The 23,210-nt window shown below is 59.2% G+C and carries 19 protein-coding genes; 7 read left to right on the top strand and 12 right to left on the bottom strand.

Annotated elements, in window-relative coordinates; translation table 11 throughout:
* Positions 1 to 474: 474 nt before the first annotated feature.
* Both QP995_RS06305 and metX read left to right on the top strand, forming a co-directional pair.
* Complete coding sequence (locus QP995_RS06305; protein WP_049190324.1) at positions 475 to 1,797, top strand: O-acetylhomoserine/O-acetylserine sulfhydrylase; 1,323 nt, start codon at positions 475 to 477, stop codon at positions 1,795 to 1,797.
* Positions 1,798 to 1,842: 45 nt separating this feature from the next.
* Entirely contained in the window at positions 1,843 to 2,979 is a 1,137-nt protein-coding gene (gene metX / locus QP995_RS06300) for a homoserine O-acetyltransferase MetX (RefSeq protein WP_016422137.1), read from the top strand.
* Between the two features lie 6 nt (positions 2,980 to 2,985).
* Here the strand turns inward: metX and QP995_RS06295 are convergent, their stop codons facing one another.
* The 5 genes from QP995_RS06295 to QP995_RS06275 form a co-directional block, all read right to left on the bottom strand.
* Complete coding sequence (locus QP995_RS06295) at positions 2,986 to 3,354, bottom strand: DUF3017 domain-containing protein (RefSeq protein ID WP_005510063.1); 369 nt, start codon at positions 3,352 to 3,354, stop codon at positions 2,986 to 2,988.
* 20 nt (positions 3,355 to 3,374) lie between these two features.
* On the bottom strand, positions 3,375 to 4,232 hold the full coding sequence (locus QP995_RS06290) for a bifunctional methylenetetrahydrofolate dehydrogenase/methenyltetrahydrofolate cyclohydrolase (protein WP_284853029.1): 858 nt from the start codon (positions 4,230 to 4,232) through the stop codon (positions 3,375 to 3,377).
* A 68-nt stretch (positions 4,233 to 4,300) separates the two neighbouring features.
* Positions 4,301 to 4,840, bottom strand: a complete 540-nt coding sequence (locus QP995_RS06285; protein WP_049190330.1) for a tRNA (cytidine(34)-2'-O)-methyltransferase — start codon at positions 4,838 to 4,840, stop codon at positions 4,301 to 4,303.
* Positions 4,841 to 4,871: 31 nt separating this feature from the next.
* Complete coding sequence (locus tag QP995_RS06280) at positions 4,872 to 6,836, bottom strand: alpha/beta hydrolase family protein (RefSeq protein ID WP_049190334.1); 1,965 nt, start codon at positions 6,834 to 6,836, stop codon at positions 4,872 to 4,874.
* A gap of 18 nt (positions 6,837 to 6,854) precedes the next feature.
* The gene (locus QP995_RS06275; protein WP_049190335.1) at positions 6,855 to 10,094 is read right to left on the bottom strand and encodes an error-prone DNA polymerase; all 3,240 of its coding nucleotides are present in this window, start codon (positions 10,092 to 10,094) and stop codon (positions 6,855 to 6,857) included.
* 247 nt (positions 10,095 to 10,341) lie between these two features.
* Between QP995_RS06275 and QP995_RS06270 the strand changes: the two genes are divergently transcribed.
* From QP995_RS06270 to QP995_RS06260, 3 genes are all read left to right on the top strand, one after another.
* The gene (locus tag QP995_RS06270) at positions 10,342 to 11,208 is read left to right on the top strand and encodes a MetQ/NlpA family ABC transporter substrate-binding protein (RefSeq protein ID WP_284853028.1); all 867 of its coding nucleotides are present in this window, start codon (positions 10,342 to 10,344) and stop codon (positions 11,206 to 11,208) included.
* A 64-nt stretch (positions 11,209 to 11,272) separates the two neighbouring features.
* Positions 11,273 to 12,322 carry a methionine ABC transporter ATP-binding protein gene (locus QP995_RS06265; protein ID WP_284853027.1) on the top strand — a complete coding sequence of 350 codons (1,050 nt, stop codon included), beginning with the start codon at positions 11,273 to 11,275 and terminating at the stop codon, positions 12,320 to 12,322.
* Between the two features lie 65 nt (positions 12,323 to 12,387).
* Complete coding sequence (locus QP995_RS06260) at positions 12,388 to 13,020, top strand: methionine ABC transporter permease (protein WP_224433327.1); 633 nt, start codon at positions 12,388 to 12,390, stop codon at positions 13,018 to 13,020.
* 24 nt (positions 13,021 to 13,044) lie between these two features.
* On the opposite strand, the gene QP995_RS06255 is transcribed toward QP995_RS06260, so the two are convergent.
* Positions 13,045 to 13,956, bottom strand: a complete 912-nt coding sequence (locus QP995_RS06255; RefSeq protein WP_049169934.1) for a sucrase ferredoxin — start codon at positions 13,954 to 13,956, stop codon at positions 13,045 to 13,047.
* A gap of 165 nt (positions 13,957 to 14,121) precedes the next feature.
* On the opposite strand from QP995_RS06255, the gene QP995_RS06250 reads away from it, so the two are divergent.
* Positions 14,122 to 14,802 carry an AMIN-like domain-containing (lipo)protein gene (locus QP995_RS06250; RefSeq protein ID WP_049169936.1) on the top strand — a complete coding sequence of 227 codons (681 nt, stop codon included), beginning with the start codon at positions 14,122 to 14,124 and terminating at the stop codon, positions 14,800 to 14,802.
* A gap of 40 nt (positions 14,803 to 14,842) precedes the next feature.
* Here the strand turns inward: QP995_RS06250 and QP995_RS06245 are convergent, their stop codons facing one another.
* The 3 genes from QP995_RS06245 to QP995_RS06235 all read right to left on the bottom strand — a co-directional run bounded on the left by QP995_RS06245 (position 14,843) and on the right by QP995_RS06235 (position 17,724).
* Positions 14,843 to 16,507: a Y-family DNA polymerase gene (locus QP995_RS06245; RefSeq protein ID WP_049169939.1), complete on the bottom strand. Its 1,665-nt coding sequence runs from the start codon at positions 16,505 to 16,507 to the stop codon at positions 14,843 to 14,845.
* The gene (gene imuA' / locus QP995_RS06240; protein WP_049169941.1) at positions 16,507 to 17,202 is read right to left on the bottom strand and encodes a DnaE2-dependent mutagenesis accessory factor ImuA'; all 696 of its coding nucleotides are present in this window, start codon (positions 17,200 to 17,202) and stop codon (positions 16,507 to 16,509) included. The genes QP995_RS06245 and imuA' overlap by 1 nt, the downstream gene beginning before the upstream one ends.
* 216 nt (positions 17,203 to 17,418) lie before the next feature.
* Positions 17,419 to 17,724: an antibiotic biosynthesis monooxygenase family protein gene (locus QP995_RS06235; RefSeq protein WP_038629377.1), complete on the bottom strand. Its 306-nt coding sequence runs from the start codon at positions 17,722 to 17,724 to the stop codon at positions 17,419 to 17,421.
* Between the two features lie 65 nt (positions 17,725 to 17,789).
* Between QP995_RS06235 and QP995_RS06230 the strand changes: the two genes are divergently transcribed.
* Positions 17,790 to 18,551 carry a hypothetical protein gene (locus tag QP995_RS06230; RefSeq protein ID WP_016422123.1) on the top strand — a complete coding sequence of 254 codons (762 nt, stop codon included), beginning with the start codon at positions 17,790 to 17,792 and terminating at the stop codon, positions 18,549 to 18,551.
* 4 nt (positions 18,552 to 18,555) lie between these two features.
* On the opposite strand, the gene guaA is transcribed toward QP995_RS06230, so the two are convergent.
* From guaA to QP995_RS06215, 3 genes are all read right to left on the bottom strand, one after another.
* Positions 18,556 to 20,130: a glutamine-hydrolyzing GMP synthase gene (gene guaA / locus QP995_RS06225; protein WP_048731530.1), complete on the bottom strand. Its 1,575-nt coding sequence runs from the start codon at positions 20,128 to 20,130 to the stop codon at positions 18,556 to 18,558.
* 13 nt (positions 20,131 to 20,143) lie between these two features.
* Positions 20,144 to 21,892 carry an FAD-dependent oxidoreductase gene (locus tag QP995_RS06220; RefSeq protein ID WP_049169947.1) on the bottom strand — a complete coding sequence of 583 codons (1,749 nt, stop codon included), beginning with the start codon at positions 21,890 to 21,892 and terminating at the stop codon, positions 20,144 to 20,146.
* A 119-nt stretch (positions 21,893 to 22,011) separates the two neighbouring features.
* Positions 22,012 to 23,160, bottom strand: coding sequence for a GuaB3 family IMP dehydrogenase-related protein (locus QP995_RS06215; protein WP_284853026.1), 1,149 nt, complete (start codon positions 23,158 to 23,160; stop codon positions 22,012 to 22,014).
* Positions 23,161 to 23,210 lie beyond the last annotated feature (50 nt).

Below are 23,210 nucleotides of genomic sequence, written 5' to 3'. Positions count from 1 at the left end.
CAACTTTACCGATGTCACCGACCAAGAGGTCGCCGAGGCGGAAGCATTGCTGAATAACCGGCCGCGGGTAGTGCTCGGCGGGTTAACTCCCCGGGAGGTAATCTCTGGTGTTATCCATGATGCAATGACCGCCTGACCCTACCGCCTTCAAACTGTCATAAAGGTAGTCACTAACTCCTTCGGCAAACCGCCACCCGTCGAACACCACTCGCCACGCACCACCCACGCCCCCCATACACAGCAGCCTCCACACACACCTAGCCACAGCTCCCTACACACCCCACCCCCCACAACTGGCCACGCCCCAGAGCCAATCAAACCAATCCGTACTAAGCGGGCTATAGCACTCTCGACACAGATACACACACCCTCTTACCTTGGGTTTTTCCAAAACTTTGCAATAGACAGCTTGGTTCACTATTGTTTGTAAGCAACGTTTTGAACAATCTCAAAAACCGCAAGGAAGTATCTGAAATGACCACCAAGTACGACAACAGCAACGCCGCCAACTGGGGCCTGTCCACTCGCGCTATTCACGCCGGCTTCGCTCCGGACGCACAGACCTCCGCGCGCAACCTGCCGATTTACAACACCTCCTCCTACGTCTTCGATTCCGCTGAGCACGCTGCCAACCGCTTCAACCTCTCGGATGCAGGCCCGATTTACTCCCGCCTGACCAACCCGACTGTGGATGCCGTCGAGCAGCGCATCGCCAGCCTCGAGGGCGGCGTCGCTGCCGTACTGTTCTCCTCCGGCCAGGCAGCTGAGACCGCTGCTGTCCTCACCCTGGCTCGTGCAGGCGACCACTTCGTCGTTTCGCCACGCCTTTACGGCGGTACTGAGACCCTGTTCAAGGTCACCCTGCCGCGCCTTGGCATCGACTGCACTTTCGTCGAGAACCCGGATGACCCGGAGTCCTGGCAGGCAGCAGTTCAGGACAACACCGTCGGTTTCTACGGTGAGTCCATCGCCAACCCGCAGATCGATGTCCTCGATATCCCTGCCATCGCCGAGGTTGCACACCGCAACAACGTTCCGCTGATTGTCGACAACACGGTTCCGACCCCGGCCCTGCTGCGCCCGCTCGAGCACGGTGCTGACGTCGTGGTTTCCTCCACCACCAAGTTCCTGACTGGTAACGGCTCCTCCCTTGGCGGTGTCATCGTCGACGGTGGCAAGTTCGACTGGACTCAGACCCGCAACGGCCGTTCCATCTTCCCGAACTTCACCGAGGCCGACGAGGCTTACCACGGCCTGAAGTTCGCCGACCTGGGCGCCCCGGCCTTCGCACTGCGTGCTCGCGCTGGCATTCTCCGCGACACCGGCGCTGCCCCGGCTCCGTTCAACGCCTGGGTTCTGGCTCAGGGCCTCGACACCCTGGCTCTGCGCATCGAGCGCCACAATGAGAACGCCAAGGCTGTCGCTGAGTTCCTCGAGAACCACCCGCTGGTCGCCAAGGTCAACTACGCTGGCCTGCCGAGCTCCCCGTGGTACGAGACGCTGAGCAAGCTGGGCCTTTCCGGCGCCAGCGGCGTGCTCTCCTTCGACCTGAAGGATGCCGACACCGCCAAGGCTTGGAAGTTTATTGACGCTCTGAAGCTGCACTCCAACGTCGCCAACATCGGCGACGTCCGCTCGCTGGTTGTCCACCCGGCCACCACCACTCACTCCCAGTCCGATGAGGAGGGTCTGACCCGCGCCGGCATTTCCCAGGCCACCGTTCGCCTCTCTGTCGGTATCGAGAACATCGATGACATCATCGCCGATCTCGAGGGCGGCTTCGCAGCACTCGCGTAGACCGTTTGTACACAGACACAGAACGGACTAAGTAGTCTATAACGCATGAGCTTTTCCCCATCTACCCCGGCCGCCCTCCCACCCGAGGGCGAGCCGGGGCGTGTCTTTATCGGCGATGTCACAACCGAGGCTGGCGCGGTCATCCCCGACGTCACTGTCGAGTTCGAACGCTGGGGTCGGCTTAACGACGACTGCTCGAATGTCATCCTCCTCGAGCACGCTCTAACCGGCGACGCCCACGCTTCCGGCCCCTCGGATGAGTACCACCCGACTGCGGGTTGGTGGAACGGGATGATCGGCTCTGCCCGCGCACTGGACACCGATGAGTACTGCATTATCTGCACCAACGTCATCGGTGGCTGTCGCGGTACAACCGGCCCTTCCAGTCCACATCCGGACGACGGCAAGCCCTGGGGCTCTCGCTTCCCCGCTATCTCCGTGCGCGACACGGTGACAGTGGAGCACCTTGCGCTGCAAGAACTGGGAATTTCCCGCCTCCAAGCTGTCATTGGCGGCTCGTTGGGTGGTGCCCGCGCGCTTGAGTGGTCACTGATGCACCCGGATTTCGTCGGCAAGGCATTGGTGATGTGTGTCGGCGCACGTGCGTCTGCTTGGCAGATTGGTATTCAGTCTGCGCAAATTCAATTCATTGAGTCCGATCCCGATTGGCATGGCGGCGACTACTACGACCGCGGTGTGACTCCGGCCCGAGGTTTGGGATTCGCACGCAGGGTCGCGCATTTGACGTACCGTGGCGAGCTGGAGATGGATGATCGCTTTGGCGCGGCAGCGCAGCCCGGTGAGGATCCGCTGGGCGCGATGCGCACGGAAGATCGTTTCCAGGTAGAAAGCTACCTGGATCACCAAGCGGAGAAGCTTGCCCAGCGTTTCGATGCAGGCTCGTATGTCGTGCTCACCGATACCTTGAATCGGCACAATATTGGCCGTGATCGCGGTGGCCTCAATGAAGCGCTGCACTCGTCAACCGTGCCGACCATGGTTGCCGGTGTGGACACGGACATTCTCTACCCCTTCCACCAGCAGGAGCACCTCGCCCGCAATCTGGGCAACTGCTTGGGGCTAGAAAAGATTGAATCCGCCGTGGGGCACGACGGATTCTTGACGGAGTTCGAACGAGTGGATTCGATTGTGCGTAATTTCCTCGCTCGCGATGTCAGTTAATGTCAGCTAGCTTCCCAGCGCATCCACGCTGACTGCAAGGAATACGATTCCCATCCCGATTATGGAGCAAAACCATAGGTCAAAGGCCCGGGATCGCACAGAGAACACACCTAGAATGCTGTCCGGCAGGTACTGCCTAGCCACACCGAGCAGCATCATTGTGCTTCCCAGCATGAATGTGGCGCGTCGCCACCGCTCCAGCCCCAGAAACACAACGAAGGCGGACATGCCGAAAAAGAGCGCACCGTAAATCGTATACTGCACCCACATTGGCCACGATGCCCCCGGCGGCGGGGTCTTCGGGCTGTGCGGGTTCAGCATTGGATCCGGCAGATCTTCCCGCCGGGCACGCTGCGCAATTTCCCTTTTCGACACGAGTTGTTCCTCCTGGCTGACTAGGCCAGGCCAGCGAGCTTTTCAGCGCGCTCGACGACATTGCGTACGAGGAAAGCGCGAGTCAGTGGGCCGACACCACCTGGGTTCGGGGATACGTAACCGGCAATGTCCCAGACGTCATCAGCAACGTCACCGGCCAGCTTGCCGTCGACACGCGAAACTCCCACGTCGAGTACAGCAGCTCCAGGCTTGACCATGTCTGCAGTAAGCATATGAGCGACACCAGCAGCGGCGATAATGACATCAGCCTGACGGGTTTCAGCGGCCAAGTCCTTGGTGCCGGTGTGACATAGCGTCACGGTGGAGTTCTCGCTGCGGCGAGTGAGCATCAAGCCGATTGGGCGACCAACGGTGACACCGCGGCCGATAACAACAACCTTGGCACCGTTGAGCTCGACGCCGAAGCGTCGCAGCAGGTGGATACAGCCGTTTGGGGTACACGGCAGTGGTGCTGGCTCGTTGAGGACCAGCTTGCCCAGGTTTACCGGGTGGAGGCCATCGGCGTCTTTCTCCGGATCGATGAGCCCCAGAATACGGTTTTCATCCAGGTGCTTCGGCAGTGGCAACTGAACAATGTAGCCTGTGCACTCCGGGCTTTCATTCAGCTCGGTGATTACTGCCTCGAGTTCTTCCTGCGTGGTGTCAGCTGGGAGATCACGGCGGATAGAGGCGATACCAATCTGCTCACAGTCGCGATGCTTCATCTTGACGTAAGAGTGGCTGCCTGAATCATCACCAACCAACACGGTGGCCAGCCCCGGGGTGTAGCCGGCTTCCTTCAAACGCTCAACGCGCTTTTCCAGGTTTTCGAAGATTTCGTCTCGGTAGAGTTTGCCATCAAGCTTTGTCGCTGCCATGGCATTTATCTTAGGCACAGGAGCGAATAATGCCCAGAAACGCCCTGTAACCGCCCTCGCCTTTGACCCTATTTACCGCCCATAAAGCCCTGCTGACGCCAGACTTCATAAGCAGCCACTGCAGCGGCGTTGGAAAGATTCATGCTGCGACGAGCGGGCAACATGGGAATTCGGATTAATTGCGTAATTCGCGGATCATCGAGCACTGACTGTTCCAACCCGGTTGGCTCCGGGCCAAAGAGCAGAACATCGGTGTTCGTGTACTCAATATCTGTGTGCCACGTGTCAGCGTGTGCGGTAAAGGCAAAAATGCGGCACCCTTGGCTGGCAAAGGTCTCCAATGCTTGATCGATGGAGTCATGAATACGCACATCGGCCAGGTCATGGTAATCCAGCCCGGCGCGACGCAGATTTTTGTCATCGAAGTTGAACCCCAGTGGCTTGGCCAGATGCAGCATAGCTCCAGAGCCCGCACACATGCGGATAGCGTTTCCGGTGTTCGGCGGGATGACAGGCCGGTCAAAAAGCACGTGGCAGGTGTGGCTCGTAATCCAGTCTGTGGAGTTCGTTGGCTCGGCGTTCGTTGGCTCGGTCGTGGCGCTATTCATTTCTTCCGTCAGTTCTTTTCCGCTGCTTCTTTTACTGCTCGTTGTTGGTTTCTGCTGCCGCTGTCGTGGCAGGCGCCGCATCGCACACACCGTGCTCGGTGAAAAACGCGATGATGGTCTCACCGATTAGCGCTCGGCTCCTCGGCTTCGAGAACTTATGGCCCTCTCCCTCGACCACCAGAAAATCGGTGGGCACGCCGTATGCGTCCATGGCGTTGCGCATCTGACCAGACTCTCGCGGAGGCACGTTGGTATCCCACTCGCCGTGAATGAATAGGGTTGGAGCCTTCATTTCCTCCGCACGGTGCAGCGGTGAGATATCGCGCAGGAGCTCAGCATCCTGGTACGGGTAGCCGTATCGGGGGAACGCGGCCTGCGCCAACCAAGGCTCGGTGGATTGGTAGTAGGTTTCAAAACTTGTCATTCCGCAGGCATCGACGATGACCGCAAACTGATCCGGGTACCATGCCGAGGCCAACAGCGACATGAAGCCACCGTAGGATCGCCCGCCCAGCGCAATGCGTTCTGGATCCGCCAGCCCGGCATCAACGAGGAAGGCACGCGCCGCTGCGATATCCGCAATAGCGGCAAAGCGTCCATAGCGGTCGCCCGCGTGCTCAAATGACCTACCGGACCCCGAGGAACCGCGCACATTAGGAGTGAACACCACGAAGCCCGCCTCCACAATGCTGGCTAGAACATCGTGGTGGATGGGTTTCGCCTGCAGTTCTGGTCCGCCGTGGATGTGGATGAAAGCCGGCGGTAGTGCGCTTCCGGAAACGTCATTAGAACTATTGCGCACCGACTCCGGAAGGTAGAGCCAACCAGACAGTTCCAACCCATCGCGGGAGACAAAGTAGACCAGCTCTGGAGCCGGCATGGTCTCCAGATTCTTCTCTTCCAGAGCCAAAATCCGTTCGGTGCGTTCCATATCCAATGGCTCAATGACACCACCGATATTGCGCAGAATCTCCACCGTTGGCGCAAGGCCTGGCCCTTCTACTGTCAGGGAGATCAGCTCACCGTCACCGGAGATTGACAGCTCGCGCGCAACCATGCCCGGCAATTCCACATTGCGGCGCACCATCACCCGCATGTCGTCAGTCTGCGGGTGAAGGCCAAGGGTAAGCACCTCAAGCGTGCTGACCCCACCGCTGTTCCACAGCACAGCCGCAGTGGAGGAATCCTCACTGATGACAAATTCTTCGACGTCTTGATCCGGATTGCCAATGAACTCCTCGACATCAACTTCGATGCCGATCTTCATATCCAAAATCTCCGCTGCGGTCGATTCCGCTGTGCGCGGCTCAGTAGTGCTGATACCGCTATCGGGAGTAATACCCAGGCGCAGGATGCGACGCTGTTCCGCGCCATGATCTGAGAGCACGAACGCGGTCAGCTTCTCCTGCCCCGGATGCGCCAATAAGACACCGGCATCTGTGGTGGAGCCGGGATCGGACGGCAACAGCGGCTGCCACTGCTGCCCCGGCCCGACCAGCAGTAGCTCACGGTGGCCTCGCGGCCCCACCCGCACGAGGCCAAACCCGCCTTCAGCCGCTACCAGCTGGCTGTCAGTGCGTTTATCAATGACCTCATACTTTGAGTTCGTCGGGTTGACCAAACGCGCATAGTTAATGCCCTGGGCATCGACCGCGTTCATCGCTAGGAGATCGTTATCCCATTCCACCAGTGTGGCGCGCATATCCGCATCCATACGCAGGGGGCGGGCACCGTCGACCTCCGGATCGGTGGATACCAGCCAGGTCTGCAGTCGCTCCGTACCGTACGGAGAGACCTCGCAGGCGATCCACTTTCCATCCGGGGAGTGCAGCACCCTGGTAACCGGGCCTTCCACCGGCAGTTTCACGGGGCGCTCCGCCCCTAGCCCCTCCGGAGTAATCTCCTGCTGTACCGCACGCGGGTAGCCGCTATCGCGGACAATAAAGGCGATTGCACTCCCATCCGGTGCTAACGAGGATTCATAGGTCTGGCGCATGACAATCCATTCTAGTAGTCAGCGAAAATCTCTACTTCGACCTGCCACCACTGGCTGCCCCAGAGCCTCGGACATATCCACCAGACGATCGGCCACGATTGTCACCGCACCAGAGGCTGTCTGCGCGATACCGCGCACCACCATCGCCCGCGAATTCACCGCTACCGGCCGAAATCGATTCCACAGCCCCGGCGTACACAGCACATTCACCAGCCCAGTTTCGTCCTCCATTCCCAAAAATGTCACTCCGCCAGCGGTCCCCGGACGTTGCCTATGCGTCACGACTCCCGCCACTTCTACTCGTGTTCCATCGGGCACTGTTTTCAGTTCCGCCGCAGGCACCACTCCACGTTCCTGCAGGTCTGCCCGCAACGCGGCCACCGGGTACTGCCCCGGGGTCACTCCCGTTGCCGTCAAATCGGCAGCTGCCAGCTCAAACTCCGTCATGCCGGGCAACGCAGGTGCGTCGGCAAGCGTGAGCCCCGGCAGCATGCCCTCACTTTCCGTCGCCGCCACGCCCGCCGCCCACAGTGCTTGACGACGGTCAATCCCCAGCGACCCAAGTGCTCCTGCGCGCGCCAGTGCTTCCATGTGCCCAACACCCAGCCGAGCTCTGCGGGCGACATCTGCTGCGTTGACAAATGGCCGCGCTGCGACGATACGTTCCGCCACGTCATTGCCCACACCGGCAATGGCGCCGAGCCCCAACCGAATACGCCCATCGATGACGCTGGCTTCCACGCCTGAAACCGAGATATCCGGACCATCGCAGCCGATACCGTGCCGGCGAGCATCGGCAATCAACGACTGCGGAGAGTAAAACCCCATGGGCTGGGCACGGAGCAATGCGACACAGAACTCCGCCGGATAGTGGTACTTAAACCAAGCCGAGAAATACACCAAGGAGGCAAACGACTGCGCGTGTGATTCCGGGAAACCGTAGGCGGCAAAGGCCACTATCTTGTTCCACAGTTGTTCCCCAATATCCGCATCAATGCCACTGGTGCGCTCCAGCCCAGCCAGAAAACGGGCATGAAGCGCTTCCATTTTGGCCACTGAGCGCTTCGACCCCATAGCGCGACGCAGCGAGTCCGCTTCCGCCCCACTGAAACCCGCCGCATCGACGGCCATTTGCATCAGCTGCTCTTGAAATAGCGGGATGCCCAGTGTCTTCCCGAGGGACTTCTCCAGCACTGGATGCTCATAGGTCACTGGTTCGAGTCCATTTCGGCGGCGAATGTAGGGGTGCACGCTACCGCCTTGAATGGGGCCTGGGCGAATGAGTGCCACCTCCACCACCAGATCAAAGAACTCCCTCGGCTTCAGTCGGGGCAAGGTGGCCAGCTGCGCGCGCGATTCCACCTGAAACACGCCCACCGCGTCCGCGCGTGCCAACATCTCGTAAACCTCCGGTTCAGCGACATCTATTTCCCACAGGTTCACTCGGCGCCCATGCTGTTCATAGACCAAGTCAATGCAATGGTGGATGGCCTCCAGCATTCCGAGGCCAAGCAGGTCGAATTTCACCAGTCCCGCTGCCGCACAGTCATCCTTATCCCACTGCACTACCGAACGACCTTCCATGCGTGCCCATTCCACTGGCACGACATCCGCAATCGGCCGATCACAAATCACCATTCCGCCAGAGTGAATGCCTAAATGACGAGGCTGCCCACGAAGCTGCTCCGCCAGTTGCTGCACCGGCTCCGGCGGGCACGCTTCCCGGTCTCTGACCCACGCATCGATAACGCCCGGCGAGTACCCCAACACCCGCGCCGCATCGCGCAATGCACCGCGCCGCCGGTAGGTAATGACATTGGCCACCTGCGCGGCATTGTCACGACCATACTTTTCATAGACGTATTGGATGACCTCTTCCCTACGACCAGACTCGATGTCTACATCGATATCCGGCGGCCCATCCCGTTCTGGCGACAAAAACCTCTCGAACAACAGCCCGGCACTAATGGGGTCAACATTGGTGATCCCCAGCGCAAAACACACCACCGAGTTAGCCGCCGAACCGCGCCCCTGTGCCAGAATTCCCGCCCGGCGACAGAACTCACAGATGTCGTGCACGATGAGGAAGTAGCCTGGAAAACCCAGCTCTCGAATCACAGTCAGCTCATTCTCTAACTGCGCCCACGCCCGCGCTTGCACGGAGCCGTCCCGAGCTCCATCGGCCGGACCATACCGCCGCCGCGCCCCCGCACGAGCAATTTCCCGCAACCATGAGTCCTCATCGTGACCAGCAGGAACCTCCCAGCGAGGCAACTCAGGCGCAATGAGATCAAGCGTAAAAGCAGACTCACCTGCAATGTCCTGTGTTGCCTGCAGTACCTGCGCCCCCAGATACCGTGTTGCCGCCGATAGCTCCTCCCACGAACGCAACCAAGCTCCGCCTGCGGGCTCCAGCCGTGACTCGAACCCGTCTAGGTCCTCCCGCACAGCAAGGGACTGCTTCGCCCCGGCCAACCGGCTTGCCGCAGGCGAGGCCGCCGTCGCAGCAGAGGAAACCACCTCCCGCAGGCCATACTTCACAGCTGCGGCCGAAATCGCCTCCGCATCATCGGCCGCCTGTGCTGTGGGGCTCAGGCGGTGCTCGAGCGCCACGTTCTCCGCACCGAAGGCCGCAATGAGCTCTTCCAAGTCGCCGACCCAGCTGACGTCGGCAAGCACCTGCCAGAAACCGCCTGCAACCTCCCCCAATTCTGGCAGCGAGGGATAGCGGACGACGGATTTCTCCCCTGCCGACATATGCGCATCACACAGCGTGTGACTCAGGCGCCGATAGCCCTCAGGACCCCGCCCCAGCACCGTGAGGGGCCGCTGCGGAAGCCCCAGCTCCGCGCCGATGATTGTGGCGATACCAGCCTCCGCTGCAGCCTCGGCAAAACGAGCGATTCCATAGAAACCATCGCGATCTGCGAGCCCCAACACGTTTAACCCCAAACGCGCAGCCTCGGACACCAATTCTTCCGGGTCCGATGCGCCATGCAGGAATGAATAGCTCGAACGACAGTGCAATTCCGCCTTAATGTGCGCAGGCGTAAATGACACACTACCGCTGCCACTAGCACCGCTTTCCGGAGCTTCAAAAGCCCCAACGATGGAATCTGACAGCTGCCCCCGCCAGCCATTGAAGCTGCCATTAGGCTGTAGTTTTCCTGAAAATTTACCCGATAGAATACGCTCAATCCGCGACCAGCTCAGTGGCCGACCGGACTGCTCCGATTGTCCGCCCGAGATGTTTTCCATGCCACGAACATTAACCCATCCTCCGGACTGTATTCAAACGTATTTTCGATTAATATGCATATTAAGCACCACCCCCGGGACGCATCCGTAAGTCACACCTCAGCCACGCTCGACTGTTTAGGCTGAAGTTGAATTTTCAGCACTACCTGGGCAAGTGCTAGCCTTAACCCCAGAATTAAAGACAGCTTGGTCTAGTTCTGCCTTAAAACTTCAGCTAACAAATCCCATTAAATAAGGAGACCCCTCGATGAACCTCAAGCGTTTTTCCGCCGGTGTACTTACTGTCGCGTTCGCCGCAACCGGCCTTACCGCCTGTGGCAGCTCGGATGATGCCATTCGCATCGGCACCACGGATGCCGGCAAGAAGGCCTGGACCGTTTTCGAGCAGAAGGCTTCCGAACAGGGCATCGATCTGGATGTTCAGCCCTTCTCCGACTACCAGACCCCGAACCGCGCACTCGATGAGGGCCAGCTCGACGTCAATCTCTTCCAGCACATCAAGTTCTTGGCTGAGTACAACGTCGGCGCTAAGTCGGACCTGACTCCGATTGGCTCGAGCGAAATTGTCCCGCTGGCTCTGTTCTGGAAGGACCACAAGTCGGTTGATGAGCTGGAGAAGGGCACCGAGGTCGTCATCCCGAACGACCCGTCCAACCAGGGCCGCGCTATTAACGTGCTGGTTCAGGCTGGCCTGCTGAAGCTGAAGCAGGATGACCTGCTGACCCCGTCCCCTGCTGACATCGATAAGGAAGCTTCCAAGATCACGGTTCTGCCGGTGGATGCCGCTCAGACTCCGGCCGCCTACGGCGAGGGTAAGCCCGCCATTATCAATAACTCCTTCCTGGACCGCGCCGGCATCGACCCGAACACCGCTATCTTCCAGGATGACCCGAACTCCACGGAGGCAGAGCCGTACATCAACGTCTTTGTCACCAAAGCTGAAAATGCTGACAACCCGAAGTACGCGGAGCTCTCCAAGATCTGGCACTCCAAGGAGGTCCAGGACGCAGTCGCAGAGGACTCCAAGGGCACCTCGGTTCCGGTTGACCGTTCGGCTGAGGAGCTGCAGGACATTCTGAATCGCGTCGAAGAGCAGCAGCGCGAGCAGAACTAACGCCACTGCCACCTAAGCACCGCCCAACACCAGGGAACACAGACCAAGGGGCACTGATTCACTCGTGACCAACAAGGGAACGAAGCTCGAATTCCGCGAGCTGAACAAGCAATTCGGCGACGTCACCGCGCTCGCCGACATCAACCTAACCGTTGAACCCGGCGAAATCCTCGGCGTCATCGGTTATTCCGGCGCTGGTAAATCAACGCTCATCCGTATGATTAACGGCCTGGAAAAGCCAACCTCCGGGCAGGTTTTGCTGGATGACACCGACATCGTCGGCATCTCCGAGCGCCAGCTACGGGGTCTGCGCCGCAATATCGGCATGATTTTCCAGCACTTCAACCTCTTCCATTCGCGCAACGCGATTCGCAACGTTGAATATCCGCTGGAACTGGCCGGTATGCCGAAGGCTAAGCGCCGCGCTCGCGCCCAGGAGCTGCTGGAGTTCGTCGGTCTCGGCGACAAGGCGGAGTCCTTCCCCGAGCAGCTCTCGGGTGGGCAGAAGCAGCGTGTCGGCATCGCCCGTGCGCTCGCCACCGAACCGACGCTCTTGCTTGCCGACGAAGCCACCTCGGCACTCGACCCGGAAACTACTTCCGGCGTCCTGGATCTGCTGCGTCGCATCAATCGCGAAATGGGTGTCACTATCGTGCTGATTACTCATGACATGTCGGTTGTACGCGGTATTGCTGACCGCATGGCCATCATGGAAAATGGTCACATCGTCGAAACCGGTACGGTCCACGAGGTCTTTGCCAACCCCAAGACTGAGGTTGGCCGCCGCTTCGCCACCACCGCACTGCGCGATGTTCCAATTGGTCGTGAACGCGATTCGGTGAATCAGTCTGCCGAGAGCGCAGCAGCTCGCCTGGTCACCATCACTATCAATGACGGTGTTGACCTCGGTGCCCTGGCACAGGCCACTAGTGCCCACGGTGTCGCCGCCTTGGTGGCACACGGCGCGGTCGCCAATGTGCAGGCGAAGTCCTACGGCCGCCTTACTTTGCGGTTGACTCCGCTGACAGGTAATTCCGCCTCGGATTCCTCTGATTTCGATGCCGCCATTGCTGCTATTTCCGAACTGACACAGGTAGAGGAGCTTGCATCATGATCGGTCTCTTAAACTCTCTGCCATCGGTGAGTGGCAAGGACACCAACTGGGATAGCCTCGGCCCGATGCTGGGCGAGGCATTCGGCCAGACGCTCTACATGGTCTGTGTCGCCATGCTGATTGGCGGTGTCGCAGGTCTAGCAATCGGCGTGCTGCTCTACACCACCCGCGATGGTGGCGTACTGCGCAACAAGTTTGTCTACCAGGTCCTCAATGTCCTGATTAACTTTGTTCGACCAATCCCGTTCATCATCCTGGTTACGGCCATCGGCCCACTGACAAAGAACGTGGTCGGCACCACGATCGGCACCGAAGCCGCAGTGTTCGTCATGTCGATTGCCGCCACCTTCGCCATCGCGCGCCTGGTGGAGCAGAACTTGATGTCCATCGACCCCGGCGTGATTGAGGCCGCCCGTGCGATGGGCGCAAGTCCGTGGCGCATCATCCGGACGGTCGTCGTGCCGGAGGCACTGGGCCCGCTGGTACTGGGCTACACCTTCGCATTCATCGCCGTGGTCGACATGTCAGCTATGGCCGGCTACATCGGCGGTGGCGGACTGGGCAACTTCGCAATCACCTACGGTTACCAGGCATTCGACTGGAACGTCACCCTGGTGACAACCCTGGTCATCATCTTCATCGTCCAGTTGGCGCAGATCTTCGGCAACTGGCTCTCCAAGAAGATTATGCGCAGGTAGCCGCGCACATTAGCTAGCCACTAGCTAGCGGCGGGTTACCTCGACCGCAGCCCAGCCCTTCTTTGGCCCTGGAGCATCACCGCAGGAAGACACAACGCCTTCCGTGGTGATTTTCTCCAGGGCCACTTCATATTCCACGACCTTGTCGCGGTCGCTGGGGCCGTCGTAAAGCGCGACGACTGCAGTCGTGCCGTCGACGTCAACGCGTGCGACATCATCTACGCCCCACGTATCGGCTTGACGACGCACAGCCAACTCGGCCGCCTGCCCCTGCGGGGTGTAGACACCACGGCCGCGGCAGCCCTCTGCATGCACGATGCCCTGCTGAGCGTCTTCGATGACCCCCTTGGCATCCACCGCACTCAGACGTCCAAAGCTGTAATTCCATGGCAACAGCACGCTGGCCGGCGCAAAGCGGTGCCCCTTAGAGTGCGAGGTTTCCCACACAACCTCTGGGTAGAGATTGTGCATCGCAGCAGCGAGCGGGCGACCTTTAATCGCACAGCAACGATCGCGCTTACCGTGCGTACAGATGAGAAACAGTGGATGGTCCAGACGAGTGGCCCCCTCGGTGGGCTGGCCAGGGCGGATATCCAGAGTCATCAGGTCTTCAACATCGGCAACCATGCGATGTTCGAGAAAAACCTCAGAGCCATCCACTGATTCACAATGCGCGATATAGACGTTAACGCCATCACACGGCTGCTGGCCGATTCGGCCTGGCTTTCGAATCAGCTGCAACGCGCCGCCGCGTTCAGACAGCCAGGCCTCTACCTGACCGGTGATCTCTGCTCCCCATACCCCGCCGTCAAAAATATCGTGCGACCAACCGAGTTGGTGCTCCAACGCAATAAAGAGCTTTCCGGTCTTCGCAGTACCGGGAAGCGGCTCAGTCATCTGAGCGGAACAGGTGGTATCAAATTTGGCCTGGCTCATACGCCTAAGCGTAATTGAGTGCCCCCCTGCGATTGGGTCTTAGGTCGCAGCGTTCACCCCTGTTTTATTACTATTGTGCAACACTTTGACAACAAATACTTCTGACCTCGACTTTTGTAGTTCAGCTTGTTGAAATTCCGTAACTGCGCACATACCGTCAGACGTATGAATACGAAATCGCTGGATGTTTCGCGCACCCGTACCCGTATCGCGGCATCCCTGTGCCTCGCATTGGGCCTGGCTCTCGGCGCTTGCTCCTCTGACTCATCCCCAGACTCGGCTGCTGCAGTGTCTATGAAGACTGACTCAACCGCTGGCACCTCCGATTTGTCAAGCAGCTCTAGCAGCTCCACTAGCTCATCTGCGGCGGCGCAAACCACCATGGATGACGATGCTGCTCCGGAGGGCGATTTCAATAGTTCCTCCTCAGAAGCTGCCCCTTCCGATGGCGCTTACTTGGGTATTGAAGATGTCCGTGTCGGTTCCCACGACGGTTACGACCGCATTGTCTTTGAACTCACGGGCGAGGGCACTCCGGGATATTTCGTCCGTTACGAGGATGTGCCGACCCAACAGGGCTCCGGCAAACCGATTTCGGTCGACGGCACAGCCAAGCTGGTAATCGACTTGCGGAGCATGGGTTACCCCTTTGATTTCCAGATGGAGGACTTCCCCTCTGACCCGGTCAAGCCGACATCGACGTCCGTTATTAAGGAAGTCGTTGGCGCCGGAACCTTCGAGGGACAGACTCAGTATGTCGTCGGGCTCAAGGGCGATAAGACCCCGTTCAAGGTTTTCTCGTTGAACAACCCGAACCGCCTGGTTATTGACTTCCAATCGAAGTAATCGGGTTGCCCCTCCCCGGTGCCGGCCCCTCGCTACGCCTCTACGCGTAAGCCCCCTCGATTCTCCATGCGCCGGCATGCCCTATGAGCAACCAGGCGACGATGGTACCGTCATGCGCTACCGCACGGATTTGCAGTCTTGCCGCTCGGCGAGCCTCATCGGGTACCCACCAGCGCTCGTCAATCGGCCAGGGCCCAGCCCACGATGACACGCGGTACGTTGTCACTCCATGCCGCACCAGAGATGGTTCCGCCGTCATGGTCGCTCGCCCAGTTACGCCCACGGTCTGCCCATTGTCATCGAGCACTTCCACCTCAGCATTAGCAGTCGCGGGAATAGTTGCCGGATTGGGAGCAAGAACGGCTCCCGGCCACGGCTGATTATTTTCCGCGGTTTTTGTGTTTTTGGGTTTTTCTCCGAAAGCGACAAATCCCACTCTTTCCCCTGGGCCACGCCCGCCCTGCATGATTGGTTGCTGTACTGCCTCTGACCCCAGTAACCCCTGCACACGCTCGGCAGCCCGGCGCGCTTTGGCTCGCGCATCATCACTACCGTGCCACAGATCCTGCTTTACGGTCCCGGCGGCGGCCACATCCAGTGGCTCTAACTGCAGCTCTACAATTCCGCGGCTGTCATCTCCATCATTTTCCTCAGCGCCGTCAACAGTTCCAGCAACAGTGCCGCTGTCCCCTCGTGGCTGCTGCCGATTCCTGTTATTCAGCCAGCCATCGAGCTGCCACCGAACCCTGTCAGCCGTAGTCTGTTCTGCCAGTGGCTCAGTGCAGCGCCATACTCTGCGCACCTCTGAGCCGTCACTAAATTGCGCCACCACCGCTAAGCGGTAACACGAATACCCATGGTTAAAAAGTTTTTCATGCAGTTGCCCAGCTAGAAAGCGCGCGACGAATGAGGCCTCATCCACTCTTCGGAGTGGACTCTCCCAAGACTGGTAGCTCACCGCCAGTCCTGGCGGCAAAGATCGCGGTGCCACCAACCGCACTTCCCCACGGCAGGCCAAATCGTGCCATCTAGCCCCCTGCGCCCCAAACCTGTTGGCTATATCCCGCTTAGGCAACGCAGCGACATCCCCCAATGTGCGCAGGCCGAGTTCCTGCCACGACTTCGCAAGCTCTGCGGGCATCTCCAGTGCACTTTCCGCCCTCAGCTCCACCAGAGAGATTCCCTGCCGAAATCTTTTGCCTTCATCTTCCCCGGGAGCTACCAGCACTCCCCTGCGCGCTGCCAAAATAGCTGTCACAATATCGTCCGCGAGCCCCAAGCTGCAGTCCACGCCCGGTACCGCAGCGGCATCAAGCAGCTTTTCCAAGGCCACATCCTGTCCGCCGTAATAACGCATTACCCCTCGCGCTGCCACAACCGCCAAGCCTGGCCGTAGAGCTTCGACCCCAGCTGCCACCGCCTCCAACCGTTGCAGCACGGACTCGAATTCTGCAGCGTCGCGCACCGCACTTTCCTCGACAACCTCCAGCTCCGGGCACAACGCTTCCGCATGGCGACGGCTTTGCCCGCGCCGTACCCCTGCACGGCGCGCACTCGGAGAACAAGCAGCTACTCCGCTATCACCCACAATCGCAACTGGACTGAGCGGATTAGCCTGCGACGTCACAGATGCTAGATGTGCTGCCTGCACTGGCCAATCAGGAAGCCATAGCGCCACCACACGGCTCGATTCCGCCGCTACCACTAGGACCTCCTCTGCGCGGGAAACGCGACCACATTGTTCTGTTCCACCTGTTCCCCCACCCGCCAACGGCACTGCCTCCGCGGAAACCGCGTCCCCGACACACTGACTTGGTAATCCACTGCTCGAATCCGGCCATAACCAGTGCCAAGCCCGGAAACACCAGCGACAGAGCTGGAAATTTCCGCAGCAGCGCCCGGCCACTGCTGCCCGACAAAAACCAGAGCACAACCACTCGTGCGCAGTCGTGCCTGCAGCGGACGTGCCTGCGACGGCGGCGGAGTGCGCGCCAACGAAGCCACCACCAAGTCAACGCCGTCCGCCAACAGCCCAATTACTTCAAGCGGCTGCATTCCAGGATCTGGCACACAGACAATGTTCGATAGCTTCCCGCCCAACTCCACCACGGAGAGCAACCCCTGTTCAGCGAGTCCAACTAGCGCAACATGACCTGTCTTCGTAACTTCCGCGATTAGACCTGCCAATACCGCACCGGGCTGTTCAATGACACTGACAGCCCCTTTTCGCACTACTCCCGCCAACGTATTTTCCAACGCCTCCGGCACCGGCAGAGCCTCACCGAGCCCAAAGGTTGCACCAGTTGCAGTCCCACCAGACTGGGCTGCCATCGCCTGCCGCAATGCCGCAATAGTCTGTTCCTTAGACTGCCCCGCAGCAATATTGACCGCCGTTGTCACTTCTTGTTCCACCTCATCCCGCTGCTATCCCACTGCCATCTCACTGCCATCCCCACTGCCCTGCCCACCACGAACACTGCTCGAATATTCTTTCCCAACAAGCGGATTAAACACTACCCTAAATAGCACGTACGTTCGATATTAATGCGCGAAGAAAAGCGCCGCACACCACCGCGCGACGCTCTAACCTCAGCCGAGTACTACATTTCGTACTACTTAGGCCTTCACATCGAGAACTACATCGAATTCGAGCAAATCAGCCGACGACGACACCGGCTTGCGCTTTTCGCCCTCATGCGAAGCCTTGAAGGCACGGCCCTCACGCCACCCCTGGTAGGCCTCCTCACTCTCCCACTCGGTAAAGACGAAGTAGCGGCTCTCTCCTGCAGTCGGACGCAGCAGTTGGAAACCAATGAAACCCGGCACATCGGTCATCTTTGAAGAGTTAGCGGAAAAGCGACGTTCGAGCTCTTCTCCCGCACCCTCAGGAACGGTAATAGCGTTAATTTTTACAATGCTCATGGCCTTAACACTAGCCACACAACTCTCAACAATCTATAGTTCCATCGCTACTAAACTTAAGAAGTATGACAGATTCCAGCCGGCACCAACACTCTTCAGGCTCTTACCAAGACGGGGCCGAACGCACGACAAAATTTATCAATAGTCCCGTGCGCCTGGGGACGGCAATTGGCGTCACCACCGCAGTGATCGCACTGCTCGCATTGCTTAAAGCCCACATCATCGGCTCCATTGGCTGGTGGATCATGATAGCGCTTTTACTGGTACTCATCGGCACCACACTTTTCGTGCGCCAGGCAAAAACACCCACCAAAGAAACTCGGCCCTCCTACTTCGCAGAGCCGATGCGTGAGTCACCAAACGACATCTCGTGGAATAGCAGTATAAGCGTGCTGCTCATCTTCCCCGGAGCATGGATCATTGCCGCCGTCGCCGAACGAATTTCCTCTACACCGGTCGCCTGCATAATGACCCTAGTTCTGTCCGCCATCACCGCTACCTGCGCAATCCTGCCGCGGCAATTCGGATTCCTCCCTCTCGCCGCGCATCTTCCTGACAATTTCGCCCAGCGCTGCCCCTACCCCGCCGACTCACCAGAGGCCCGCATCCTCACAGTCCTCTTCATCGCACGTCTACGCGACGGCTACGTCTTCTTCACCGACCAGCTCCCCTATTTCGCCATGCTTGACGACGATACCGTGAGCGCAGCTCTCCACACCCTAGCCGCCGATAAGCGCATCACCATCGCCAAGAACAATTCGGCCCTGACGGAAAAGGGCCGTGCCCGCGAGTTTGCACAACTCACAGACACGGCCCTTGCCAACTAGTGGCTTACTCCCACTCAATGGTTCCCGGTGGCTTGGAAGTCACATCCAGGACCACGCGGTTGACCTCAGGCACCTCGTTGGTGATACGAGTGGAGATTTTCTCCAGCGTATCGTAGGGAACACGAGTCCAGTCAGCGGTCATCGCATCCTCAGAGGAAACCGGGCGCAGCACGATTGGGTGGCCATAAGTACGACCATCACCCTGGACACCGACCGAGCGGACGTCGGCAAGCAGGACGACCGGGCACTGCCAGACAACCTCGTCCATACCTGCGGCCGTCATTTCCTCGCGTGCAATGGCGTCGGCGCGACGGAGGGTATCCAGACGCCCCTCATCGACAGCGCCGATGATGCGGATACCAAGACCCGGACCCGGGAACGGCTGGCGAGCGACGATTTCTTCCGGCAGCCCCAGTTCGCGACCGACCGCACGGACCTCGTCCTTGAACAGCAGGCGCAGCGGCTCAACGAGGGTGAACTCAACGTCATCCGGCAGACCGCCGACGTTGTGGTGGCTCTTAATGTTGGCGGTACCAGAACCGCCACCGGACTCAACCACATCCGGGTACAGGGTGCCCTGGACCAGGAAGTCCACGGTCTCGCCCTCCGGAGCGCCCTCCAGCGCCTGTGCGACAGCGCGCTCGAAGGAGCGGATGAACTCACGGCCGATGGTCTTACGTTTGGTCTCCGGATCGGTGATACCAGCCAGAGCATCCAGGAAGACCTTGGAATCGTCGACGGTAATCAGCTTCGCACCAGTTGCGGCAACGAAATCCTTCTCAACCTGCTCGCGCTCGCCCTGGCGCAGCAGCCCATGGTCGACGAAGACACAGGTCAGACGGTCACCAATAGCGCGTTGCACAAGTGCGGCGGCAACTGCGGAGTCAACGCCGCCAGACAGACCGCAAATTGCGCGACCGGTCTCACCGACCTGATTACGGACCTGCTCAATCAGCTCTTCCGCGATGTTAGCGGCAGTCCAGTCCGGCTCCAGGCCAGCAATCTCATACAGGAACTTCTCCAGAACCTGCTGACCATACGGCGAGTGGTTGACCTCCGGGTGGTACTGCACACCGGCCATGCGCTTTTCCAAGCACTCGAAAGCCGCTACCGGAGCACCCTTGGTGGACGCCGTAACGGTGAAGCCCTCCGGCGCCTTAGACACCGCGTCACCGTGGCTCATCCACACCTCGTGTGTCTCCGGCACACCAGTGTGAGCGACACCGCCACCGTCGACGACGTTCAGCTGCGTGCGGCCGTACTCACGGTCACCGGTAGCAGCAATCGTGCCGCCGAGCACCTCAGTCATCGCCTGGAAGCCGTAGCAAATACCAAACACCGGAATGCCCAGCTCAAGCCACTCTGGGTTGAGCTTCGGGGCACCTTCGGCGTAGGCACTGGACGGGCCGCCGGACAGCACCAGCGCAGCCGGGTTCTTGGCCTTAATTTCTTCGGTCGTCGCATCATGCGAGACCACTTCGGAATAAATTTTTGCCTCGCGCACACGTCGCGCGATGAGCTGCGCATACTGCGCACCGAAGTCCACGACGAGGACGGGCTTAGTCACCTGTTCAGACACGCCCTAAAGCTTATCAAGACTTACGGACTGCAGGCATACCCAGGTTCAGTGCAGCCGGAGCATCTTCCGGCACAGCCGGGTTCACCGGAGCAATCGGATCCAGGCGCACGTAGGACTCACCCTGCGCCGGACGCTGATCTTCCTCACCCTTATTCGGCCACAGCGACGTTGCACGCTCCGCATTCGCGGAAATCGACAGTGACGGGTTCACTCCCGGGTTGGCTGCCATCGCCGAACCGTCGTGAATCGAGAGCGTCGGGTAACCCCACACACGCAAGTACGGATCAACGACGCCGTTTTCAGGCGAATCCGAAATCGTCGCACCGCCAATGAAGTGAGCTGTCAAAGGAATATTTGCCAACTCACCGATAGTGCCACCCGCTAGCACACGACCATTCCGACCACGTGCACTGAGCTTGTCCGCCGCACGTTGCGTAGCTTCGTTACCCGACGGAATCCACGTCGGATTCGGCTCCCCCTCGCCCTGCTTACTCATCAGGAAACGCACCGGCCCAATCTTCTGCAGGTACGTCGTAATCGAGTTGTCGCGATTCTGCATCACCAGAGAAATCACGGTGCGCTGCGACCACTTACGCAGATTCACGAGCTGCGTCAGGTAGTTAGGATGCTTTACGACGGTTCCCACAGCCTGCAACCATCGCGGAGTCCGACGACCTCCTTCGGTCATAATCATCTGCAGCATTGCGATGGCATTAGAGCCCTTACCGTAGCGCACTGGCTCGATATGGGTGTCCTCGTCTGGGAAGAATGACGAAGTGATGGCTACACCGTTAGAAAAGTCATTTTCCGGATCCACCTTCGTACCCATCGCGCCCAAAATAGCCTCGGAGTTGGTGCGGGTCAGCTTGCCCAAAGATTTCGGTAGCAGCGGCAAGTGCCCATCGGCCTGCTGGCGATGCAGCAAATTCTGGGTGCCCCATGCACCGGCGGCGAGAATGACGCGCTTAGCGCTAAACTGCTGCTTGCCCTTAGCTACCCAACGGCCAGTGCGCTCAGTGTCAATAACCCAGGAGCCATCAGCCTGAGGATGCAGGCCGGTAACGGTAGTGCGGTCAAAGACCTGCGCACCAAACTTCTCCGCCAAGTAGAGGTAGTTCTTAACCAGGGTGTTCTTGGCATTGTGACGGCAACCAGTCATGCACTCACCACATTCCGTACAAGCAGTACGGTCCGGGCCAATCCCCCCGAAGTAAGGATCGGAAACTGTTTGCCCTGGCGCACCCTGTCCACCTGTCTTGGCGCCAAAGAACACACCCACCGGAGTCGAGCGGAAAGTATGGCCCACTCCCATATCTTCGGCTACCTCACGCATGACGACGTCGGCAGGCGTGTCGGATGGGTTGGTGACCACCCCGAGCATGCGAGATGCATTGTCATAGTGCGGAGTGAGTTCTGACTCCCAGTCGGTAATGTGCCCCCACTGACGGTGCTGGAAGTATTCAGTACCCGGCTTATACAGAGTGTTTGCGTAGTTAAGAGAACCACCGCCGACGCCGGCACCAGCGAGAATCATGACATCTTTCAACATGTGCACACGCTGGACACCAAAGAGTCCCAGCTTAGGAGCCCACAGGTACTTGTGAAGCCGCCAGCTGGTCTTGGCAAAGTCTTTATCTTCGAACCGTCGACCAGCTTCGAGAACTGCCACTCGGTAGCCCTTTTCAGTCAACCGCAAAGCAGAAACAGAACCACCGAAACCGGAACCGACGATTACAACATCGAAATCGCGTTGTTTACTCATGGGAAAAGCCACCTTCTCTAAGGGCGTAACGCTAATGCGCGGAACTCATGTTCCTAACCCTAAGCGGAGGTGGCTTTTCAGTAAGGTAGTTTTGCGAAAAAACTATCCGATTACTTTAATTAAAACCCCTTTGGACGTACCGACAGCTCAACGCGGTGGAAGGACTTCAGGTCGGTAAAACCGCACTTGGCCATTGCGCGGCGCAGGCCGCCGGCGAGATTGCGATCACCGAACGGCGAGGCGGACGGCCCAAACAGAGCCTCTTCCAGACTGACCAGTTCCCTCTCATCTTCGACGACCTGCCACACGGCACCGCGCGGGTACTTCGGGTGTGCCGCGACAGACGGCCAGGCGTAGCCCTGCCCCGGAGCCTCATTGACGGTTGCCAGCACGCTGGACAGCGCCACAGCATCTGCGCCACAGGCGATTGCCTTAGCAATGTCCCCGGCGGTATCGATGCCACCATCAGCAATGATGTGGACGTAGCGCCCCTCGGTCTCATCGAGGTAGTCCTTACGAGCAGCTGCAGCATCCGCAATAGCGGTAGCCATTGGCACATCGATACCGAGCGCATCCGGGGACGTCGTAAAGCCCGTACCGACAATCACACCAGCGGCACCTGAACGCATTAGATGCAGCGCAGTCTGGTAGTCGACAACGCCACCGGCGATAACTGGAACGTCCAGGCTGCCGATGAAGTCCTTGAGGTTTAGTGGTTCACCCTGAGCCGTGACATGCTCTGCGGAAATCAGCGTGCCCTGGATAACCAACAAGTCGATGCCGGCCTTGATAGCCAGCGGAGCCAGCTCACGGGCATGCTGCGGGGAGACACGAACTGCAGTGATCGCGCCGGTTGCGCGAATCTCCTTGATGCGCTCAACCAACAGGTCAGTATCAATTGGAGCAGAGTGCAGTTCCTGCAGCTTGCGGTTCACTGCCTCGGATTCACGCTTGGTGGCGGCATTCTTTGCCAACTCCACCAGCTCGGCGATCTTGTCCTGCGCATCGGCGTGACGGGCCCAGATACCCTCGGCGTTGAGAACCGCCAAACCGCCCAGGCGAGCAAACTCAGCGACGGATTCCGGGCTGGCGATGGCATCTGTCGGATGCATCATCATCGGGAGTTCGAAATCGTAGGCGTCAATTCGCCAGGAGGTATCGACGTCCTTGGACGACCGGGTACGACGAGTGGGAACGAGTGCAATATCGTCCAACTCGTAGGTCCGGCGTGCCTCGCGGCCAATACCGATTTCAACGATGTCGCGCATGAGCTTTCCTCACATGCCCTTTCCGTGGAATTTAACTCGACTAAGCCAGT

The sequence above is a fragment of the Corynebacterium sp. MSK032 genome (assembly GCF_030232065.1).
GTDB classification, from domain to species: Bacteria; Actinomycetota; Actinomycetes; order Mycobacteriales; family Mycobacteriaceae; genus Corynebacterium; species Corynebacterium jeikeium_D.
The sequence above is the reverse complement of the archived record's forward strand: the minus strand, read 5'-3'. Positions and strand labels throughout refer to the sequence as shown.

Coding starts and splice junctions, on each gene's coding strand:
- QP995_RS06305 (WP_049190324.1), top strand. CDS start 475: ATGACCACCAAGTACGACAACAGCAACGCCGCCAACTGGGGCCTGTCC.
- metX (WP_016422137.1), top strand. CDS start 1,843: ATGAGCTTTTCCCCATCTACCCCGGCCGCCCTCCCACCCGAGGGCGAG.
- QP995_RS06290 (WP_284853029.1), bottom strand. CDS start 4,232: ATGGCAGCGACAAAGCTTGATGGCAAACTCTACCGAGACGAAATCTTC.
- QP995_RS06285 (WP_049190330.1), bottom strand. CDS start 4,840: ATGAATAGCGCCACGACCGAGCCAACGAACGCCGAGCCAACGAACTCC.
- QP995_RS06280 (WP_049190334.1), bottom strand. CDS start 6,836: ATGCGCCAGACCTATGAATCCTCGTTAGCACCGGATGGGAGTGCAATC.
- QP995_RS06275 (WP_049190335.1), bottom strand. CDS start 10,094: ATGGAAAACATCTCGGGCGGACAATCGGAGCAGTCCGGTCGGCCACTG.
- QP995_RS06270 (WP_284853028.1), top strand. CDS start 10,342: ATGAACCTCAAGCGTTTTTCCGCCGGTGTACTTACTGTCGCGTTCGCC.
- QP995_RS06260 (WP_224433327.1), top strand. CDS start 12,388: ATGCTGGGCGAGGCATTCGGCCAGACGCTCTACATGGTCTGTGTCGCC.
- QP995_RS06255 (WP_049169934.1), bottom strand. CDS start 13,956: ATGAGCCAGGCCAAATTTGATACCACCTGTTCCGCTCAGATGACTGAG.
- QP995_RS06250 (WP_049169936.1), top strand. CDS start 14,122: ATGAATACGAAATCGCTGGATGTTTCGCGCACCCGTACCCGTATCGCG.
- QP995_RS06235 (WP_038629377.1), bottom strand. CDS start 17,724: ATGAGCATTGTAAAAATTAACGCTATTACCGTTCCTGAGGGTGCGGGA.
- QP995_RS06230 (WP_016422123.1), top strand. CDS start 17,790: ATGACAGATTCCAGCCGGCACCAACACTCTTCAGGCTCTTACCAAGAC.
- QP995_RS06220 (WP_049169947.1), bottom strand. CDS start 21,892: ATGAGTAAACAACGCGATTTCGATGTTGTAATCGTCGGTTCCGGTTTC.
- QP995_RS06215 (WP_284853026.1), bottom strand. CDS start 23,160: ATGCGCGACATCGTTGAAATCGGTATTGGCCGCGAGGCACGCCGGACC.